We start from the raw sequence: 19,945 nt of genomic DNA on the forward strand, positions 1-19,945 counted from the left end.
GAATTGATGAAGCATGGGTATTCCTGTGCGCATCTCCGCAGCTCGGGCGGGAGATACATCGGATCAATTCATCGATGGAACCTAGGAGTTGAGCGTGGCCGGGTCCATGGACTTCCGTGCGCGGTCGCTTGGACTTTCTGGCCGGCCCTCGCTTTTCCGGCGCCTCGGCCGCCGGGCTGCAGCAGCGACGGTCTGCCATGCCGATGTCCGGGCTGGGTTCCGTCACCGGTGCGGGTGATGCCTGTACCGGCGGCGAACCAGCGTCGGGCGATCCGGGGATGAGTGCGCCATGTCGGTTCCGGCCCACGCCTCGACTGCACCGGCCACCGCGCCTGTGCTGGGGACGGTGTTCTGCACCCGGACTTCGGCCAACTGCTTCGCGGTGGGGGCGAAGAGCTGGTTCTCGCTGATGCCCCGGGTCTGGGAGTTGATCAGGCCGTACTGGTACAACGGGTAGCTCTCCCCGTTCAGCCGCACGTTGACCTTCCCCGTGCCGCGGCGGCCGCGACCCGGTCGCCGAGGCTCCGCGGCACGCTGAAGGCCGGGAACGGCACCGGGCAGCCGGTGTTCGCCGGCCGGTCGTCGGTGCTGTTGACCGCCATCACGGCGGCCGGGCCGAACTCGGCGATCCGCGGCGGCGCGGTCTGCAGCGTCTCGCCGCCCGACCGGACGAGGGCTGCTGCTGCCACGGTCAGCACGAACACCCTTGGCACGGCAACCCACCTGACCTGGACCAGCAGGGAACCCAGCACCATGCGAAGCCCGGTGCACAGGCCCACCACAACCGTGGCGCGCCGCGCGCGCCGCCGCGCGGGCAGTCCCATGAGTGCGACCGGCAGCACGCCGACGGCGAGGGCCAGCCGGGCCCCGGGGTCCTTCAGCGCCACCGCGGCGCCAGGCAGGGAGTAGAGCGGGTCGCGGAGGAACGCCTCCCCAGCCTCAGGCCCCCGGTCGTCCCGGATCTTGAAGTCCATCGCATCCCCTGAACTGGGGTGTTGCGACGACCACTAGAACCAACGCCGTTCAGTTAGGGCCCGTAAAGAATCAAGGTGTGGGTTTTGCCTGTGGTGTGAGGGTGGCGCCGTGTGCGGTGGCGTAGACGAGGAGGCCGGTGAGGGTGCTCAGGTGTGCCGCTGCGGTGCCGGGGGTGTGCCCGTACTGGTCCATCAGCTGTCTGATCTCGCCGGTGGCATCGCGGATGGTGTCCTTGCTGACGGTGAACAGGCGGGCGAGCACGGCGGGCGGCAGGGCGAGGTGCTGGTGCAGCGCGGTGGCCAGGACGCGGTCGGCCAGGTCGAGTTTGGCTTTGAGGCCGCCGCCCGGGGCCCGGCGCCGGGTGCCGCCGTCGCGTCGGGTGGTGCGGTCCTGTGCATGCAGTGTCTGCCAGGGAGTGGTGAGGGCCGCGGTCAGTTCGGCCAGTTCAGTGCTGGTCATGCCGGTCAGGGCGGGGTGCTCCAGGGTCTGACGGTCGATGCCGACGGCCGGTGCACCGGGGTTCGCCGGCTCGGTGGGCTGGGGGTGGTGAAGTCGGCCCGAAGCGCGGTCTCGTCTTTCGATCGAGCCGTTTCTTCGGGCCGCTTCCCGCACCCGGCGTGCCACTCTCATGGCACCGGGCGCTCCACAAGTCCCGCCTTGCTGTCGATGATCCTCATGCCGTGGTCGGCCAGGGGGAAGGGATGGTCGCGCCCCGGTAGCGGTAGCGCGTGGTGCGCACCTTTCCGGGATCGAACAGCGTCCGTTCCTCCCCGACCGGCCACCAACCACCCCCGCAGTAGCGGCGGCGGAGGTCCTTCCAGGTGATCCGGCGGTGTTTGCGGCGCAGCCATTTCATGACCTGGCTCCATGTGTACGAGCTCAGGTATTGGAATGTCGCGCTGGACACGCCGGGTTGGAAGTAGGCGCACCAGCCCGGCAGCATCCGGTTGAGATGGATGAGCAGGGTGTCAAGTGGCTGGTTCGTGGCCATCCTCCGGCACGCCGTCTTGACCTTGGCCATCACAGCCGCGAGGGCTTTGCGTGCGGGGTAGGTGTAGACGTAGTACCGGCTGGTTCCTCGTTTGCGGTGGCGCTGGATGTGCCACCCGAGGAAGTCCAGTCCCTCATCGATGCGGGTGATCAGGGTCTTCTCCGGGGACAGGCGCAGGCCCATCGTGGACAAGACCCCAGCGATCTCATCGCGCAGGGCTTCGGCGTCGCCTTCGGTGCCGTGGACCATCAGACACCAGTCGTCCGCGTACCGCGACAAACGGTAGTTGGGAAGACCTTGACGGCGACGCTGTTCCCGCCCGAGCTTGCTGCTTCCGGGTCCTCCCGGACCCTGGGCGACGTACTCGTCCAGGACGGAGAGGGCCACGTTGCTGAGCAACGGCGACAAGATCGAACCCTGTGGGGTTCCGGCGCTGGTTTCCCGCAGCACGCGATCCTCACCGAGGATGCCCGCCTTGAGGAACGCCTTCACCAGGTCAAGAACGCGTTTGTCCCCGATCCGAAGCCGCACCCGGTCCAGCAGGGCCGGATGCGAAATCTCGTCGAAGCAGGCTTTGATGTCACCCTCCACGATCCACTCATACCCGTGGGACGTGAAGTGGCGGACCTCGGCCACCGCGTCGTGAGCCCGGCGGTTCGGACGGAACCCGTAGGAGCACGGGAGGAATTCCGCCTCGAAAATCGGCTCCAGCACCAGCTTCAAGGACGCCTGCACCACCCGGTCGGTGATCGTCGCGATCCCCAGGCGACGCAACTTGCCGCCCGTCTTGGGGATCATCCGCTCCCGCACCGGCAGCGGACGGAAACTACGGTCCTTGATCGAGCCTCGTAGTGCGTCGAGGAACTCCTCAACGCCCGTCCTCGCCGCGATGGACGCCGCCGTGCGGCCGTCCACCCCGGCGGTCTTGGCACCCTTGTTACCCCGCACCCGATCCCACGCGACAAGCAAGAACGCGGGATCGGCACAGAGGTTGAAGAGGTCATCGAACCTGCGATGAGGATCATCACGGGCCCAACGGTGCAGCTTGGCCTGGATCTCCAGTACCCGGCGCTCCGCCTCATACGTGGCGTGCTCCAGTTCGTCGGTATTCACCGATGACCTCCCGGTATTCCAGTTCCTCGACTGCTGATTTGCTGGCCCCCTTCGCCATGTGCGCGCCATTAACGCGCTCGGACTACTACGGGGCCTCCGCCACGTTCTGACGTCGTCAGCCGACGACGGGCCTTGCCCTCCGCCTGACTGGCTGCCAGACGGGAAGGGCGACATCAGAACGCTTCCCACGTTCACCACCAACCGGTCGACGAGCGAGCCGCCCAGCTCTACCCCGACAGCATCGCCACGCCTACGCCGCAGGCTTTCAACGTGGCCTCCCCACCGACACCCTAAATTCGGCTTCGGAGTCGCCACCCGGAGGTGGCGTGCGCTGCACCCGGCCCATATCCTCCAGATTGGAGCCGGAGGAACTCTTACGGGGCGTCAGACACTGGTTCCTCTCGTACGGCGTCTCGTCTTGCTTGCCGGACCCGCGTCGTCTGGAAGTGCCGACGCGTCCCGTCGTTGTCAGGGCTGCTCTCACCTCCGCGTGCATCTCCACGCATCGGCTGCCCTCAGCTTCACCAGCCTGCTGCGACAGGCCGGCGGTAGGGGTCTTTCACCCCTACCCGGTATCAAGTGGCGCCTCGTGGCGCACCACGGTGTAGTTCCACTCCCCGTGGAAGGCGTGGCCGGTCAGGGGCACCGCGTTCATCTCGGCGTCGCTGACCTTCACACCGGTGGGGTAGCGGCCGGGGTCCAGTTCGGCGTGGACGGTGAGCCCGGTGCGTGTGGTGGTCGCGGCGATGCTCTCCACGATGACCTCGTAGCTGGTCAGCGGGCGGCCGCGCCAGTTCATCGTGATCGCGGAGAACAGTCGGTGCTCGATCCGGTTCCATTTCGATGTGCCCGGAGGCATGTGACAGACGGTGACGGCCAGGCCGGTCTCGGCGGCGAATAGCCGTTTGCCCGCTCGACCAGCCCTTTCGCTTCTGGATCACGGGGCCGGCACAGATGGATCTTCGTGGCGAGCAGGCCCGCGAACGCGGCGAACTCGGCGGTGAGCTTCCCGCGACCGACCCCGGATTCGTTGTCCCAGACGAGCGTCTTGGGCACCGCGCCCCAGGCCGAGAGCAGCCGCCAGTGCCCATCGATCAGATCGCCGGTCGTGCGCGAGGGCAGCATCCGCGCGACGATCACCCGGGAGTAGCCGGACACCATCACCAGCACCGGCGGCCGTCCGCTCTGGCCGTAGCCGAGCGGGATGTCCGCCTCGGGAAACCACAGGTCGCACTGGGCCAGCTCGCCGGGCCGATACGTCGTGCGCGAGACCGGATCGACTGGCACATAGGCAGGCCGCAGGTCCCGCACCCGGTCCTTGAGGACCGTCATCCCGCGTTCCCACCCGATCCGCTCGGCAATCACGGTGGCCGGCATCGTCGGAGTCTCCCGCAAAAGCTCACGGATCTGGACCTCGACCGCGTCCACGACCGACCCCTGAGACGGGCGCTCGTACTTCGGCGGCCGGTCCGTGGCCAGGGCACGCTTGACCGTGTTCTTCGAGATGCCCAGATGCCGCGCGATTGCCCGGATCGGCATCTGCTCAGCCCGGTGCAGCCTACGGATCTCTGCCCAGTCCTCCACGAGGATCACCCTCTCCCTCCTGACCTTCCATCAAGATCAGGTTCAGGCGAAGATCACCAAGTGGGTCACTTTTGATCCGCCGTCAGAGGGTCAGAATTCAAGCGACGCCGAGAGGTGAGCCGTTTGATGAGCACACCGGTCTGCCAGCATCCGAGTTGCGGGCCATCAAGCAGCGAACTACGTGGTATGACCTGGCTCGAATACATCGAGCAAAGATGGGAGCGCACGCCAGGAAACACCCGCCGCACCCTGGCTGATGCCTTCGCCACGGTCACGCCCGCCCTCGTGCGCCCCGGCGCAACGTTTTCCGATCCGCGGGTACTACGGCGTGCCCTGTACTCGTGGGCATTCAACAAGAAAGCCTGGCAGTGCGAGCCCACCGAGGAGTGGCTCCACGCGCTGGACCGGATGAAGCGGAACTCGCTGCCGGTCACCGCCCTCGCGGAGGCCGACGTTCTGAGGCGGGCCCTCGACGCGATGTGCCGCAAACTGGACGGCAAGGCGGCTGCGGCCAAGACAGCCCGACGCAAGAGGGCTGCGTTCAACGAGGCTCTCAACACTGCTGTGGAGAAGGGGTACTTCGCGGAAAACCCCCTCAACGGTCTACGGTGGAAAGCGCCAGCAGGCAATGAAGAGGTGGATCCGGCCGCCGTTCCCAATCCGGCCCAGGTGCTTCGCCTGCTCGAGTCCGTTGCTCGCCAGCGGGGGCGGGGTCCTCATCTTGAGGCGTTCTTCGGCTGCATGTACTTCGCGGCTATGTGGCCAGCTGAGGTCATCCATCTTCGGATCGATCAATCTCACTTGCCGAAGACTGGATGGGGGATGCTCAACCTCTCGGGCGGGGTTGTCACGTCTGGCAAGGAGTGGACCGACGACGGTGAGGTGCACGAGGCGCACTCGCTCAAGCGTCGCGCGGCAAACGCGACGCGACCTATTCCGATCCCGCCGCAATTCGTAGGCATGCTGCGTGCCCATGTGAAACGGTTCGATGTGGCATCCGCCGGTCGACTCTTCCGGAACCAGGCTGGCAACTACGTGGACGCTGCCGCCTACGGCATCACGTGGGCGCGGGCCCGGGAGCACGCCCTGACTCGTACCGAGCGGACTTCTCGCCTGGCCAAGCGACCTTACGATCTCCGGCACGCCGGGATCTCGTTCTGGCTCTACTCCGGAGTGGACCCGGCCGAATGCGCCCGCCGCGCCGGTCAGAGCATCGAGGTTCTCTTTCGCTACTACGCCAAGTTCCTCGACGGCCTTCGAGAGCAGGCGAACCGCCTCATCGAGCAGTCCATGAACGAGTGGCAGCGCGTCAGCCAAGGTGACGCACCCGAGGGTTGAACCGGGGGTTTGGTCCGTGACTGGTCCGGAGGCACTGGTCGGGAGGGGTACTGCAGCGGGAGAAAATGGGAGTTAGCGCGCAAGCCGGGCTCGGTCGAGAGCGGGCTGAGTGAAAGGCGCCTGACGGGTGAAAGCCCAGGTCAGGCGCCTTTTCTCGTGCGCCTAGAAGAAGCCCAGCTTCTTCGGCGAGTACGACACCAGAAGATTCTTCGTCTGCTGGTAGTGCTCCAGCATCATCTTGTGGTTCTCGCGGCCGATCCCGGACTGCTTGTACCCACCGAAGGCCGCGTGCGCCGGGTACGCGTGGTAGCAGTTCGTCCAGACCCGGCCTGCCTGGATGGCGCGGCCCGCCCGGTACGCGGTGTTGATGTCGCGCGTCCATACGCCGGCCCCGAGGCCGTACAGCGTGTCGTTCGCGGTCCTGATCGCGTCGTCGAAGTCGGAGAAGGACGTGACCGCCACGACCGGGCCGAAGATCTCCTCCTGGAAGACCCGCATCCGGTTGTCGCCCTCGAAGATGGTGGGCTGGACGTAGTAGCCGCCCGCCAGCTCTCCGTCGTACTCGATCCGCTGACCGCCCGTGAGGACCTTCGCGCCCTCCTGCTGACCGATGTCCAGGTACGAAAGGATCTTCTGCAACTGGTCGTTGGAGGCCTGCGCGCCGATCATCGTGTCCGTGTCCAGCGGGTGCCCGGGGACGATCCGCTCGGTGCGGGCGACACCGGCTTCCAGGAATTCGCCGTACAGCCCGCGCTGGATCAGTGCGCGCGACGGACAGGTGCAGACCTCGCCCTGGTTGAGGGCGAACATGGTGAAGCCTTCGAGGGCCTTGTCGCGGAAGTCGTCGTCCGCGTTCCACACGTCGTCGAAGAAGATGTTGGGCGACTTGCCGCCGAGTTCCAGGGTCACCGGCTTGATGTTCTCGGAGGCGTACTGCATGATCAGCCGCCCCGTCGTCGTCTCACCGGTGAAGGCGATCTTCGCGACGCGCGGGCTGGAGGCGAGGGGCTTGCCGGCCTCCGCCCCGAAGCCGTTCACGATGTTGACGACGCCCGACGGCAGCAGATCGGCGACCAGCTTCAGCCACACGTGGATGGAGGCCGGGGTCTGTTCGGCCGGCTTGAGAACCACCGCGTTGCCCGCCGCGAGCGCCGGAGCCAGCTTCCACGTCGCCATCAGGATCGGGAAGTTCCACGGGATGATCTGCGCGACCACACCGAGCGGTTCATGGAAGTGGTACGCGACCGTGTCGTCGTCGATCTCGCTGAGCGAGCCCTCCTGGGCGCGCAGCGCACCGGCGAAGTAACGGAAGTGGTCGATGGCCAGCGGAATGTCGGCAGCCAGGGTCTCCCGCACCGGCTTGCCGTTGTCCCAGCTCTCGGCGACCGCCAGCTCCTCCAGATGGGCCTCCATCCGGTCGGCGATCCGGTTGAGGACACCCGCGCGCTCGCCTGCCGCCGTTGCTCCCCAGGCGGGCGCTGCGGCATGTGCCGCGTCCAGGGCGAGTTCGACGTCCTCGGCCGTTCCGCGGGCGATCTCGGTGAAGGGGCGGCCGTTGACGGGGCTGGGGTTTTCGAAGTACCGACCGCGGGCGGGCGGTACGTACGCGCCGCCGATCCAGTGGTCGTAGCGGGACTCGTACGAGACGATGGCGCCCTCGGCTCCCGGCGCGGCGTAACGGGTCATCTCTTTGGCCTCCCGGATCCGGTGCCGCCCGCCATTGGACGGCCCTTGGCGCGAGGGTAGGCAGCGATACGTTGCAACCCCGTTGCACGGGGGAGCGGCTACCGCTGCTCGACGTCCAGCGCTCGTGCCCTGGCGAGCAGTGCCGGGCGCTGCCCGGCGGGAACGGCCGCGGCGAGTGCCTGCCAGACCGGCAGGTCGTCCTCGCCCCAGGGGCTGTACGCCCAGTCGACCAGCAGCCCCGGGTCACCGCGCGCGATGAGTGCCGCCCGCAGCTGCTCTTCGAGCCGGCGCCGAAGACGGATGACGGACGGCGCCTGCGAGGCCGGCAGCAGCGGCCCGGAGTAGGCGCCCAGTGCCGCGGCCACCGCGCCCGAGGCCAGCCTCCGCGCCACCGTGTCGAAATCCGCGTCGACCGGAGCGGAGAGACGGTAGGGGCGGGAGAGGAGGAGTTCCGGGCCGAGCAGCCGTCGCAGCCTGGAGAGTTCGGCCCGCAGGGTCACCGGGGTCACCGACTCGTCCTCGTACAGCTCGACGAGGAGTTCGTCGCCGCCCAGACCCTCGGGGTGGCGGGCCAGCGTCGCCAGGATCTCGCTGTGCCGCCTGCTGAGCCGGATCCTGCGGCCTCCCGCCACGAGCAGCGCCTCGTCCCGGCCGAGTGCGCTGAGCCGCACGGTCCCAATGGCCGGTGCGGGCGCGAGCAGTGCGAGCTGCGTCTCGGCGGCGCGCGCCACCGCCTGCACGAATGCGAGACTGTGCGGATGCGCGAGCCGGTCCCCGCCGGTGATGTCCACCGCGCCCAGGACCCGTCCCGTGTGCGGGTCGTGCAGCGGCGCCGCCGCGCAGGTCCACTGCTGGACCGGCCGCAGGAAGTGCTCGGCGGCGAAGACCTGCACCGGACGGTCCACGGCGATGGCCGTCCCCGGCGCGTTCGTCCCGGCCGCCGACTCGGCCCAGCGGGCGCCCTCCACGAAGTTCATCCGGCCGGCGGCCCGTCGGGTCACCGCGGGTCCTTCGACCCAGAGCAGTCTGCCGTGCGCGTCGCACACCGCGAGCAGATGCTCCCCGTCCGTCGCGTAGGCGCCCATCAGCTCACGGATCATCGGCATGGCGGGGGCCAGGGGATGCCCGTCCCGGTACGGTCCGAGATCGTCCGGACCCAGCTCGACCAGGGCCGCACCGTCCGGGCTGACCCTGGCCCGCGCCGAGCGCCGCCACGACTCACCGACGACCGGCCGGACCGGCCGCTCCAGCCGGCCCGCCGTGGTGAACACCTCGTGTGCGTGCCGCAGTTGGCCGATCCTTTCGCCGGGGTCCGCATCGGCCGCCAGCGCCACCCAGGGATCCTTCAACTCACCCTCCTGTCCAGGGGCGTCATGACCACCCATCGTCGTCGCAGCCGGCCGCTGCGACAACCGCGGCGCACAGGGCGGATCGGCCCGGGTGGCGAAGGGGTGTCAGCCCGCCGAGTACAGATTGACGAGGCGGATGTATCGCACCCAGTCCCACTGCGGGCCGGGATCGGTGTGGTCGGTCCCGGGCACCTGGGCGTGGGCGAGGATGTGCGCGCGGTCCTTCGGGATGTCGTAGCGGTCGCACACCGAAGCTGTCAGCAGCGCCGACTTCTCGTACATGGCGTCGGTGAAGTACGAGGGCTGGTCCACCCAGCCCTCGTGCTCGATGCCGATGCTGCGCGTGTTGTAGTCCCAATTGCCCGCGTGCCAGGCAATGTTCTTCTCCCGGACGCACTGGGCGACGTAGCCGTCCGCCGAGCGCACCACATAGTGCGCGGAGACCTGCTTCGCCGGATTCTGGAAGATCCCGATCGTGTTCGGATACGTCTCCTGGGTGACATGGATGATCACGTACTGGACCGGATAGGCCGAAGGGCGGCTCGACTCCGTGTAGTTGGAGGTGGACGCGGGCGTCCAGTGGGCGAGCGGATAGTCCGTGTCGCCCGCGGTCGTGGCGGCCATGGCGCGGGTGGAGGCCGGGATCAGGGCGGCGGCCGCCGTGGCGGCGGCACCCTGGAGAAGCCTTCTGCGATGCATGAACACTCCTGTGGGGGGAGAGGGGTTGAGGTCTTCCGGGTCAGGGGCTGGACAGCAGTGTCGCAGTCTCCCGCAGATGGCGGTGGAGACCGCGGTGGGGGTCACCCGCGGGCAGCCACTCCTTGCGGATCTTGGCCACACAGGTGTAGTTGGTGTCGCACACATTCGCCAGCGGAGCCTCACCGGCCTGGCTGACCAGCTGGTAGGCGTCGAGTTCGGACAGGCCGTAGTCGCGCGCCAGCCACTGCACCAGGTCCAACTGGGAGATCCGGAAGGCGTCTTCGAGCGGGCGCGCGGAGCCGGTCGACATCAGATGGGTGTCGGACTCGATGCGCGGCCACGGAGTGGTGACACCCTTCAGCAGCTCGACGAGCACCACCGTGTTCATCGCGCACTCCACGGCGACCCCGCAGGTCTCGCCCTCGCCCTGGCGGGCATGGCCGTCCCCCAGACTCAGCAGCGCGCCCTCGACGTTGACGCCCAGATAGCAGGTGACGCCCGCCCGCATCTCGGGCGTGTCCATGTTCCCGCCGTGCGCATCGGGCACCAGCGCGGACCGTACCTCCAGATTCGCCGGAGCCACCCCGACCGTGCCGTGCATCGGATCCATCGGCAGTTCCACCTGGATGTCGCTGTCCCGGGCGCTGAACCGGCAGGTGCGGCGTGCCCGGTCGAGCTGCCACATCCACACCACCTCGGGCAGCGGAGCCTGCAACGACGCGGTGGCGTGGGTGGAGGTGAGCGCCCCGAAGAGCGGCACGGTCGTCGAAGCGGCCCAGTCCCTGGCCGGTTCGATGGACACGAAATGCACTGCGACGGTGTCGCCGGGCTCCGCTCCCACCACATGGAAGGGGCCGGTCTGCGGGTTGAGGAAGGGGAACTCGCAGACCTCGGAGACCAGGTCCTTCTCGGAGCGGACCCGCCCGGCGAAGCAGTCCTCCGTGTACACGTCGAGGAACGTCCCCGGCTCGATCCGGGCGACCGGAGCCGCTCCGCCGAAGGTCCAGGCGTACTCGCCCTCCTCGGGGCGGACGGTCAGGATGCGGGGGTCGTTCATGGCTGTACTGCTCCTGTCTCTGCTGTCCCGGCCGGCGCCGGGGTGTCGTCACGATGGATCCGTCCGGTCTGCGCCACCCGGTCCGGATGTCTGCGCAGCAGAACCGCCAGTACAACGATCCCGATCAGCATCCAGACACCGACGATTGGACCGGCGTACGAGACGGGCGCGCTGAGCTCGGAGACGAAGTCGAAAGCCGGGATTCCGGCGGCCGTCAGCAGCGCGGGGACGAACGCCGCCATGCCCAGTACCGGGAACAGCAGGTGGAGTACGGGGTTGAAGGTGTCGCGACGCCTTCGCAGGAAGTAACCGGCGCAGGACAGATTCACGATGATGTACACACCGATGATCACCGTGACGATCACGGTGGCCAGCAGCATGAACGCGGTCACCGGGTCATAGGCGAAACCCAGCCCGAGCGCCGCGCCGACCGCGATCACGAATTGCACGGCCACTCCGGTGACGGGGGAGCGGCGCCGCGGATGGAGCCTCGCGAAGGCCTGCGGGAACACGCCGATACGGCCGAGCGCGAACGCCGTACGGGTCGACACATTGGCACACGCGTTGGCGTTGGCCACGGTCGAGTTGACCACGGCGAGGAAGAGGAGGACCCAGAACAGCCCGAACGAGGCGCGGGCCACACCCTCCCAGGAAGCGGCCCCCGAGCCGCCGAATCCGGCGAATCTGTCGGGCCCGAAGTACACCGACATCGCATAGGTGGTCAGGACATAGACCAGGCCGATGGAGAGCGCCGCGCCGAGTACCGCGCGCCGCATGGTGCGTCGCGGGTTCTTCGTCTCCTCGGCGAGCGGTGCCGCGGCCTCGAAGCCCGCGAAGGCGAGCACGGTGTAGACCGAGCCGGCGAAGATCCCGCTGATGCCGTCGAATCCGTCGGCGGTGTGCGAAGTCCCGAATACCGAAAGGGAGTTGTCCGCACCGGCCTGCCCGATGAGCAGCGCGGCGAAGGCGACGAAGACGAGCACCTCGAAGATGCCGAGCACCGTGCCGAACCGGGCGGAGGCCCGTACCCCGAAATACCCGGCGAGCGCGATGATGACCGCGCCCAGCAACGACCACGGCCACCACAGGTCCGCCGGGTAGGACGGCCACTCCTGGTGCAGCGTGCCCGCTGTCGTGAAGCCGAGCTGGAGCAGCAGCAGCGCGGGCACCAGCGCCTCGACGAAGACGTAGCCCCAGCCGACGAGGAACCCGATGGCCGGATGCAGTCCCTGTGCGGAGTAGGTGGCGACGGAACCGGCGGTCGGCAGATGGCGGGCCAGTTCGGCGACGCACGAGGCGGTGAACAGGCAGGCGACCAGGGCCACCACCACGGACAGCGGCAGACTGCCGCCCGCGAACGCGGCTCCGGCCGGAATCGACGCGGCGATGGCGGCGGCGGGGGCCATCGCCGTGATGCTCTGGAAGAGGACTTCGCGCAGCCCGACGGCATCGCGTAACAGTCCGCTGCTGGAATCCCCCGACATCCCGCGGCTCCCTCTGTGTCCGATGACCGGAAGGTGTTGTCCGATGTGCGGCCGAGTGCCTCGCGCGCCCTACCGTACGGGCGCCGCGCGGGTGGCGGAAGACGGCAGGAATCGAAAACGACTTCGTGGAGAGGGGAGTACGCCGGAATGTGCGGCGATGTCGGCACGGGAGCGGGCAGTCGGGCACATGGGCACCCGTGGGCCGTGTGCGGTCGGTGAAGTCCAGGACGAATCAGGCGATTCGGCGATCCGGTCCTCGGCGGACACTCGTTGCCGAGGACCGGGATACGGCCAGACGCCAGGGCGTGTTTTGGAAGTCCCGTCTGTCTCGCGGGGTCTGACACGCACGCTCGCCGCGTTGCCGAAATGCCCTGGTAGCTCCGCTACGAGGGCACCCCGGCGCCTTGCGATCGCACGCGCCGGACCCCGCGAGACCCGCCCTCCGGGCGATGACGCTACTTCTGAAACACGCCCCAGGTCAGCCGCGCAGCGGGCGCGGCAGCCTGAGCTGCGTCACCGACGTCTCGATGCCGCTGTCGACCAGGCGGCCGTTCGTGTCGAAGGCCTCGGCACCGTCGGTCATCCCGAAGTCGTTGTCGTTGATGAGAGCGAGCGTGTCCCGGCCCGTCACCGCCACCCCTTCGATCTTCCCGGGTACTCCCGCGACCTTGCCCAGGTCGACGACCAGGCTCTTGCGGAGCACCGGCACGCCCGACGCCGAGGGGGCGGTGAGTTCCTCGTACGAGGGAGACGTCGCCGGGTCGTCCCAGGCGGAGCCCAGGATGCCGGAGCCGTGCGGGAGCGTCACCCGGTGCAGCCTGGCCGCCTTGTCCGTGCGCTCCTCGACCAGCAGATCGTTCCGGCCGATCGCGACGACCGAGGAGATCTTCAGCTCGGAGGTGTCGTCCTCGCCCGGGTCCACGACGTCCACCGCGTCGAACCGGTAGGCGTACTCCGCGGTGACCAAGCGCTTCTTCGTCGAGAAGCGCAGCAGCCGCACATTGCGCGAGGACTCGCCCGCGTCCTGGTCGGGCAGTGAGAGCGGACTCTGCACCGCAAGCACCAGATCGCCGCCCGGAAGAAGGGCCAGGCCCTCGAAACCGCGGTTGATCTTGCGGTGCAGGAGCACGCCCGGCAGGGCCTCCACCACCGGGTAGTCGGCGCCCGCCAGCCCGAGACCCTGCGGCACGTAGCGGGTCAGCACCCGGCCGCGGGCGGAGACATGCACCAGGGAGGGGCCGTACTCGTCGACGAGCCAGAAGCTGCCGTCGGCGGCGCGGACGATGCCCTCGGTGTCCAGACCGTTCGGGTCGTACCCCAACGGCGTCTTCGCGTCGTAGGTGTACGGGGCCTCGTCGCGGTCCCGCTGGTTCGGCAGGCCGGTGACCGCGGCGCCGGACCGGGTGGTGATCGCAATGGCCTTCAGGACCCGGATCTGCTTCCCGCTGACCCGTATCTTGACGATCGCCGGGTCGAATCCGGGGACGGGGAAGGTACGCCGCTTCTTCCCGTCGATCTTGATCTGCCCGTTGGGTCCGCGGTCGGTGACGGTCCAGAACTCGCCCCGGCGGCCCGCGGGATAGATGTCGCTGCCGATGCCGCCGAGTCTCACCCCGCGGTCGTCCGCGACCGTCCCCGGCAGCAGCCCGTTGCTGAAGCCGGCCAGCGGAACGTCGCCGAGCACGGCCGTCCCGGTGACTCGCGTGGTGCGCTCCGGACGCTCGTGCCGGTCCTGTGCACCGCTTGCGGTTCCGGCCACGCACACCGTGCCGAGAAGGGCGAGCGGCAGGCCGGCTGCAAGGGAACGACGGACAACACGCGCGGACATGGGGCCTCCTGGGGCACGAACAGCTCGGACGGTCGTCAGGTTCCGTCCTCGGCATCAACACGCGGTGACATCCAGTTGAACGCACGGACAGAACGCGACGACGGGCGGGGGCGGAGGCACTCCTCCGGCTCCACCGCCCGTCGCCGATCGCCCGGCGGCCGTACGAACGGGCCCTCAGTCGTCCGACATGCCCGAGCCACCCAGCGCAGCCGCCGGATCATCGTCCGCCGGACCCGCCGGGACCCAGCGCCCGCCTTCCTTGCGGTACGGCCACCAGCGCCCGTCCCGTCCGTAGCGGAGCTGCACGCCACCGTCCACGGCGGTCCAGCGGTTGCCCACCGACCGAAGCCGGGGCCGCTCGCCCTCCTCCCACGCCTCGGCGAGCTGGGCCCGCGCCCTGGCCAGGGCCTCCGGATCGGGTACCCACTCCTCTTCGAGCACGGCGAGTGCCGCCACCCCGCCGTATCGCCACGCCCGCACCGCCGCATCGAGATCGGCCCGTCGCCGCCCCGAACCGGTGATCAACCGCTTCGCGATCCACGGCTCGGGCCGGGCCTCCGCGACCAGCCGTACGGCATCCTCCTGCGGCGTCAGGTCGGCCGGCAGCGGCTGCTGTTCGTGGCCGGGGGAGAGCGCCGCGGCCAGCATCCGGTGGGCACGCGCCGCACTGTCCGTGGCCAGCATCTCCAGAGCCGCCGGATCGACGCCGGCCTGCGGTTCCGTCTCCGTGTCCAGCGACGGCGCCGAGCCGGGCTCCGCGGGCAGCGGTGGAGGAGCGGGCAACGGGGGCAGGATGTCCCGCGCCGCGAACACCTCGTCCGCCCGTACGCCCGGATCATCGGCCTTCGCCTGCGCAGCCGCGGGCCCGTCGGCGGGATCGGCCGGTGCGCAGGCCCCGTGCCCCTCGGCTCGGGCCGCGATGCGGACCTGCAGTTCGTCCAGGAGCCGCCGCTCACCGCGCCCCCGCATCAGCAGCAGCACGAACGGGTCCTGGTCCAGCAGACGCGCCACCTGGTAGCACAGGGCGGCGGTGTGCGGGCAGTGGTCCCACGCGTCACAGGTGCACTCCGGGTCCAGACCGCCGATCCCGGGCAGCAGTTCCACCCCGGCCGCTGCCGCGTCCTCCGCCAGGTGCGGCGGCATCTCCCGGTCCAGCAGCGCCGCGATGTGCCCGGCCCGTTCGACGGCCATGCCGAGGAGACGTTCCCAGTCCGCCTCGCTCAGCTCCTGGAGCAGCACATCGCTGCGGTACGCGGACGAGTCCCCGTCCCGGACCACCGCGGTGATCCGGCCGGGCCGCACGGTGACCGCGCCGACCCGGCCCTCGCGGGCGAACCTGCGTCCCTTCTTGAGCTGCTGGCCGTCCAGCGCGGTGTCCTCCAGGGCCTTCAGCCACGCCCGGCCCCACCAGGACTGGGCGAAGTCGCGGCCCCGTGCGGGCGGCAGCGCGGCGAAGGTACGTTCCTGCCCCGGGGCGGCGTTGTCGCTGTCCTCGCCCTCGTACTCGCCACCGTCGTAGCGGTCGCCCTCGTGTCCGTCACTCATCGCGTTCCCCCTCGCAGCTCCACCAGATCGGCCAGTTCCGCATCGGTCAGTTCGGTCAGCGCCGCCTCGCCCGAGCCGAGCACCGCGTCCGCGAGGCCCTGCTTGCGGGCCAGCATGTCGGCGATCCGGTCCTCGATGGTGCCCTCGGCGATCAGCCGGTGGACCTGCACCGGCTGGGTCTGTCCGATCCGGTACGCGCGGTCGGTGGCTTGTGCTTCGACCGCCGGGTTCCACCAGCGGTCGAAGTGCACGACATGACCGGCCCGGGTGAGGTTGAGACCGGTGCCGGCCGCCTTCAACGACAACAGGAAGACCGGGGCCTCGCCCGCCTGGAAGCGGTTGACCATCGCCTCGCGCTCCGCGACGGGCGTACCGCCGTGCAGGAACTGCGTACGCACCCCGCGCGCCGCCAGATGCTGTTCGAGCAGCCTGGCCATCTGCACGTACTGGGTGAACACCAGCACGCCGGCCTCCTCCGCCAGGATCGTGTCGAGCAGTTCGTCCAGCAGCTCCACCTTTCCCGAACGGTCGGCGATCCGCGGCTCGTTCTCCTTCAGGTACTGCGCCGGGTGGTTGCAGATCTGCTTCAGCGCCGTCAGCAGCTTGACGACGAGGCCCCGCCGGGCGAAGCCGTCGGCGTCGGCGATCGCGGCCAGCGTCTCGCGCACCACCGCTTCGTACAGACCCGTCTGTTCCGGCGTCAGCGACACCGTGCGGTCCGTCTCGGTCTTCGGCGGCAGCTCCGGCGCGATGCCCGGGTCGGACTTGCGCCGCCGCAGCAGGAACGGCCGCACCAGCGCGGCGAGCCGCTCGGCAGCCGCCGGGTCACCGCCCTCAGCGGTTCGTGCGTAGCGGGTACGGAAGGTGCCGAGCCGTCCCAGCAGACCGGGCGTCGTCCAGTCGAGGATCGCCCACAGATCGGAGAGGTTGTTCTCCACGGGAGTTCCGGTGAGCGCCACCCGGGCCTGTGCGCCGATCGTCCGCAACTGCTTGGCCGTCGCCGAGTACGGGTTCTTCACGTGCTGTGCCTCGTCGGCGACCACCATGCCCCACCGGATCTCCCCGAGCTTGGCCGCGTCGAGCCGCATGGTGCCGTACGTGGTGAGGACGAACTCGCCGTCCGACAGGCCGGCAAGGCTGCGCGATCCGCCGTGGAAGCGGCGTACCGGCGTTCCCGGCGCGAACTTCTCGATCTCCCGCTGCCAGTTCCCCATGAGCGACGTCGGGCAGACCACCAGCGTCGGACCGGCCGCCGATTCGATGCTCTGGCGGTGCAGATGCAGAGCGATCAGCGTGATGGTCTTGCCGAGACCCATGTCGTCGGCGAGACAGCCTCCGAGGCCGAGCGAGGTCATGGTGTGCAGCCAGTTCAGACCGCGCAGCTGATAGTCGCGCAAGGTGGCGGCGAGGGCCTCGGGCGGGCCGACCAACTGCTGCCCGGCCGCCTCCGGGTCGGCCACCCGGCGGCGCAACCGCTCCAGCCAACCGGTGGCCCCGACCTCGACCCGGTGGCCGTCGACCTCGGTGGTACCGGTCAGGACCGCACCCAGCGCATCGATCGGCGTGACCTTGCGGTCCTGGGTCTCGCGGGCTCGCCGGGCCTCCTCGGGGTCGATCAGCACCCACTGGTCCCGCAGCCGCACGACCGGCCGGTTGGCCTCGGCGAGGCGGTCCAGCTCGGGGCGGCTGAGCTTCTGATCACCCAGCGCGAACCACCAGTTGAACGCCAGCAGGGCGTCGGCGGACAGCAGCGGCGGCGCCTCGGAGCCGATGCCCGCCGCCCCGTCGCGTTCCTCGCTCGCCTCGTCGTCGGGCGGCCCGATCACGGCGCGTGCCGTGAGCTTGCGGGCCAGCTCCTTGGGCCAGTGCACCTGGACCCCGGTCGCGGCCAGCGCCCGTCCGGCGGGGCCGAGGAGTTCGGCGAGCTCGTCGTCGGCCGGCTCCACGGAGTCGGGCACCGCGGCGGACAGCAGTGGAGACAGCGGAGGCCAGGCACGGGCCGCCCGGCGCAGCGCCGGCAGGGCGTCCATCCGGGCGCGCGGTCCGAAAGCCGCAGCGGTGCGGGCGCCGCCCGCCCAGACCTCGGCGGCATCGGCGACCAGTGTCGGATCGCTGACACTGTGGATCTGCAGGACGGCCCGGAAGACAGGGCCGGCGGACCGCTCGTCGTTCTCGTCCGGCGCGGTGAGCCGGGACACCTCCACCCGGAGCGAGAGCCGGACGCCCGCGTCGTGCCCGGCCGCGACATCGGTGGCCCAGGCCCGTTGGCCGGGGAGCTGCTGTGGTTCGTCCGCGGTGAAGGCCGGGCCGCCGCCGGCGAACGCCGCAGCGGGGGTGCGGGGCAGACCGTCCGCCACGGCGCCTAGGAACGCGCGGAGCAGCCGCTCGGGCTCGGGCAGCAGAACGGGCTGCGCGGCCTCGTCGAGCGGCACCGCGTGGGCCAGGGGCGGCATCGAGGCCGCCAGCGTCCGGATCCGCGACTGATCGTCGGCGGTCAGCGGACCGGCCCGCCAGGCATCGTGATCCGTGGCGCTCAGCCCCGGCAGCAGCAGGCCGCGGGCGGCGAGTTGGAGAGCGAGGAGAGCGGCCGCACCCCAGAACGCGGTCGCGTCGGAGGCATGCGCCGAGGCCCGCGCACGCGTCAGCACCGGCAGCGCGTCGCGGACCGGAAGCAACCGTGCCGGTACGGCGTACGCCCGCGCGTCGGCGCCGACGACGACCAGCTCCGCCACGGATCCGGGACCATCGGGCGGGCTGCTGCCGTCCGGGTGCCAGAAGGCGACCAGGCCGGTGCGGGAGGGATCCCCGGGCAGGAAGACCACGGAGCAGGCGGAGAGTGCGGAGATCTCGGAGAGCGTTGCCGCAGGGAGTCTGTGCACAGTGATGCCGAATTCCTCAAATTTGACTAGTGGGGGTCGGGTCGCCGAGGGTACCCCATGGACGGCCTCGCCCGTGAGCGGAATTGCCGTGATCCGGGCCACATCCTGAACCGCCGCGGCGCCGGACCGCTTGTCGGCCGGACGGCGTTCCGTGCCACGGGGGGTGGAGGCAGCACCCCCCTCGGGGGAGGGGGTTTACCCCCGGGGATCCCGGGTGGTGGCGCCATGGTTGCAGCACATCCGGTCACCGTATGTTTCTACAGGTCGGCGCAGCTTTTCAGAGACCGGAGACGTCATGCCCCAGGCCATAGCCACCGCAGCGGAAGGCACCCGTGACGGTGCGGGAAGTGCCGCACAGGGAAGTGCGACAGGTGCCGCCGGAGCCGCTCAGGCTCAGGGAAGCGACTTTGCGCCCCTGCTGCGCGCCGTGAAGGGACAGGGCCTCCTGGAGCGGCGGACGGGGTGGTACGCGGCTGGCATCACCGCCAACCTGGTCGCACTGGGCGCGGTGATCACCGGCATCTTCCTCCTCGGCAACACCTGGTGGACCCTGCTGCTCGCGCTGCCACTGGCGATCTTCTGGTCGCGCACCGCGTTCGTCGGGCACGACGCCGGACACGCCCAGATAACCGGCGAACGCAGGACGGGCCGGGCCATCGGCCTCGTGCACGCCAACCTGCTGCTCGGCATGAACGAGGCATGGTGGAACGACAAACACGTCCGCCACCACGCCAATCCCAACCACATCGACAAGGACCCGGACGTCGGCGTGGGCGCCCTCGTCTGGACACAGAAGCAAGCAGCCCAGCGCGAGGGCTTCGCCCGCTGGCTCACCCGCAACCAGGCCCGCCTCTTCTTCCCGATGCTGCTCCTCGAAGGCATCGCGCTGAAGATCTCCGGCTTCCAGTACCTGCGACAGCAGCCCGCCCGGGAACGAGCGCTCTCGGCACTGCTCCTGGTCGCCCACCTGGGCCTCTACGCAACGCTGCTGCTCACCGTGCTGTCCCCGGGCAAGGCCATCGTCTTCGCGCTCGTCCACCATGCGCTGTTCGGGCTCCACCTGGGCATGGCCTTCGCGCCGAACCACAAGGGCATGGAGATGCCCGACCCCGACGGCGAACGCTGGGGCCACCTCCAGCGTCAGGTCCTCACCTCGCGCAACGTGCGTGGCGGCATCCTCACCGACTGGTTCCTCGGCGGGCTCAACTACCAGATCGAGCACCACCTCTTCCCGAGCATGCCCCGCCCCCACCTGCGCCTGGCGCAGCCCATGGTGCGCGCCCACTGCGAGGCACTGGGCATGCCGTACGCGGAGACCGGACTGATCGAATCCTACCGGCAGGCACTGCACCACATGCACGAGGTCGGCGAGCCCCTGAGGTGAGTCCTCTGCCTGCTGGAACCGATGGGCGCGCAC

13 protein-coding genes and 3 pseudogenes are annotated in these 19,945 nt (G+C 69.6%); 2 read left to right on the forward strand and 14 right to left on the reverse strand.

Going from position 1 to position 19,945, the window contains the following annotated elements:
- Positions 1-222: 222 nt before the first annotated feature.
- The 6 genes and pseudogenes from OG611_RS38365 to istA all read right to left on the reverse strand — a co-directional run.
- Positions 223-477 (reverse strand): hypothetical protein, encoded by a 255-nt coding sequence (locus OG611_RS38365; protein ID WP_266430994.1) that lies wholly within the window; start codon positions 475-477, stop codon positions 223-225.
- Positions 468-974: a hypothetical protein gene (locus OG611_RS38370; RefSeq protein WP_266430996.1), complete on the reverse strand. Its 507-nt coding sequence runs from the start codon at positions 972-974 to the stop codon at positions 468-470. Before OG611_RS38370 ends, OG611_RS38365 begins: the two co-directional genes overlap by 10 nt.
- A 70-nt stretch (positions 975-1,044) precedes the next feature.
- Positions 1,045-1,521, reverse strand: a pseudogene (locus OG611_RS38375) (ISAzo13 family transposase); the annotation flags it as partial.
- A 127-nt stretch (positions 1,522-1,648) separates the two neighbouring features.
- Complete coding sequence (gene ltrA / locus OG611_RS38380; protein WP_266425354.1) at positions 1,649-3,079, reverse strand: group II intron reverse transcriptase/maturase; 1,431 nt, start codon at positions 3,077-3,079, stop codon at positions 1,649-1,651.
- A 598-nt stretch (positions 3,080-3,677) separates the two neighbouring features.
- Positions 3,678-3,974: pseudogene (locus tag OG611_RS38385) on the reverse strand (ISAzo13 family transposase); the annotation flags it as partial.
- Between the two features lie 2 nt (positions 3,975-3,976).
- Positions 3,977-4,672 (reverse strand): annotated as a pseudogene (gene istA / locus OG611_RS38390) (IS21 family transposase); the annotation flags it as partial.
- Between the two features lie 177 nt (positions 4,673-4,849).
- Between istA and OG611_RS38395 the strand changes: the two are divergent.
- Positions 4,850-6,001 carry an integrase gene (locus OG611_RS38395; protein ID WP_266430998.1) on the forward strand — a complete coding sequence of 384 codons (1,152 nt, stop codon included), beginning with the start codon at positions 4,850-4,852 and terminating at the stop codon, positions 5,999-6,001.
- Positions 6,002-6,163: 162 nt separating this feature from the next.
- On the opposite strand, the gene OG611_RS38400 is transcribed toward OG611_RS38395, so the two are convergent.
- The 8 genes from OG611_RS38400 to OG611_RS38435 form a co-directional block, all read right to left on the reverse strand.
- The gene (locus OG611_RS38400) at positions 6,164-7,687 is read right to left on the reverse strand and encodes an aldehyde dehydrogenase family protein (protein ID WP_266431000.1); all 1,524 of its coding nucleotides are present in this window, start codon (positions 7,685-7,687) and stop codon (positions 6,164-6,166) included.
- A gap of 98 nt (positions 7,688-7,785) precedes the next feature.
- Entirely contained in the window at positions 7,786-9,036 is a 1,251-nt protein-coding gene (locus OG611_RS38405; RefSeq protein ID WP_266431001.1) for a GAF domain-containing protein, read from the reverse strand.
- Positions 9,037-9,141: 105 nt separating this feature from the next.
- A complete protein-coding gene (locus OG611_RS38410; protein ID WP_266431003.1) occupies positions 9,142-9,735 on the reverse strand; it encodes an N-acetylmuramoyl-L-alanine amidase in 594 nt (197 codons plus the stop codon).
- 40 nt (positions 9,736-9,775) lie between these two features.
- Positions 9,776-10,792, reverse strand: coding sequence for an acetamidase/formamidase family protein (locus tag OG611_RS38415; RefSeq protein ID WP_266431005.1), 1,017 nt, complete (start codon positions 10,790-10,792; stop codon positions 9,776-9,778).
- Positions 10,789-12,276 carry an APC family permease gene (locus tag OG611_RS38420; RefSeq protein WP_266431007.1) on the reverse strand — a complete coding sequence of 496 codons (1,488 nt, stop codon included), beginning with the start codon at positions 12,274-12,276 and terminating at the stop codon, positions 10,789-10,791. Before OG611_RS38420 ends, OG611_RS38415 begins: the two co-directional genes overlap by 4 nt.
- Before the next feature lie 478 nt (positions 12,277-12,754).
- On the reverse strand, positions 12,755-14,104 hold the full coding sequence (locus OG611_RS38425; protein WP_266431008.1) for an esterase-like activity of phytase family protein: 1,350 nt from the start codon (positions 14,102-14,104) through the stop codon (positions 12,755-12,757).
- Between the two features lie 174 nt (positions 14,105-14,278).
- On the reverse strand, positions 14,279-15,649 hold the full coding sequence (locus OG611_RS38430; protein WP_266431009.1) for an SWF or SNF family helicase: 1,371 nt from the start codon (positions 15,647-15,649) through the stop codon (positions 14,279-14,281).
- Positions 15,646-18,528, reverse strand: a complete 2,883-nt coding sequence (locus OG611_RS38435; RefSeq protein ID WP_266431011.1) for a DEAD/DEAH box helicase — start codon at positions 18,526-18,528, stop codon at positions 15,646-15,648. Before OG611_RS38435 ends, OG611_RS38430 begins: the two co-directional genes overlap by 4 nt.
- 295 nt (positions 18,529-18,823) lie before the next feature.
- Here OG611_RS38435 and OG611_RS38440 point away from each other — a divergent pair, with 295 nt between their 5' ends.
- Positions 18,824-19,912 carry an acyl-CoA desaturase gene (locus tag OG611_RS38440; protein WP_266431013.1) on the forward strand — a complete coding sequence of 363 codons (1,089 nt, stop codon included), beginning with the start codon at positions 18,824-18,826 and terminating at the stop codon, positions 19,910-19,912.
- Positions 19,913-19,945 lie beyond the last annotated feature (33 nt).

Source organism: Streptomyces sp. NBC_01363 (genome assembly GCF_026340595.1).
Taxonomy (GTDB): domain Bacteria; phylum Actinomycetota; class Actinomycetes; order Streptomycetales; family Streptomycetaceae; genus Streptomyces.

Excerpts from the sequence above, each read along its gene's own strand:
- OG611_RS38370 (WP_266430996.1), bottom strand. The coding sequence starts at position 974 with ATGGACTTCAAGATCCGGGACGACCGGGGGCCTGAGGCTGGGGAGGCG.
- OG611_RS38395 (WP_266430998.1), top strand. The coding sequence starts at position 4,850 with ATGACCTGGCTCGAATACATCGAGCAAAGATGGGAGCGCACGCCAGGA.
- OG611_RS38400 (WP_266431000.1), bottom strand. The coding sequence starts at position 7,687 with ATGACCCGTTACGCCGCGCCGGGAGCCGAGGGCGCCATCGTCTCGTAC.
- OG611_RS38410 (WP_266431003.1), bottom strand. The coding sequence starts at position 9,735 with ATGCATCGCAGAAGGCTTCTCCAGGGTGCCGCCGCCACGGCGGCCGCC.
- OG611_RS38415 (WP_266431005.1), bottom strand. The coding sequence starts at position 10,792 with ATGAACGACCCCCGCATCCTGACCGTCCGCCCCGAGGAGGGCGAGTAC.
- OG611_RS38420 (WP_266431007.1), bottom strand. The coding sequence starts at position 12,276 with ATGTCGGGGGATTCCAGCAGCGGACTGTTACGCGATGCCGTCGGGCTG.
- OG611_RS38425 (WP_266431008.1), bottom strand. The coding sequence starts at position 14,104 with ATGTCCGCGCGTGTTGTCCGTCGTTCCCTTGCAGCCGGCCTGCCGCTC.
- OG611_RS38430 (WP_266431009.1), bottom strand. The coding sequence starts at position 15,649 with ATGAGTGACGGACACGAGGGCGACCGCTACGACGGTGGCGAGTACGAG.
- OG611_RS38440 (WP_266431013.1), top strand. The coding sequence starts at position 18,824 with ATGCCCCAGGCCATAGCCACCGCAGCGGAAGGCACCCGTGACGGTGCG.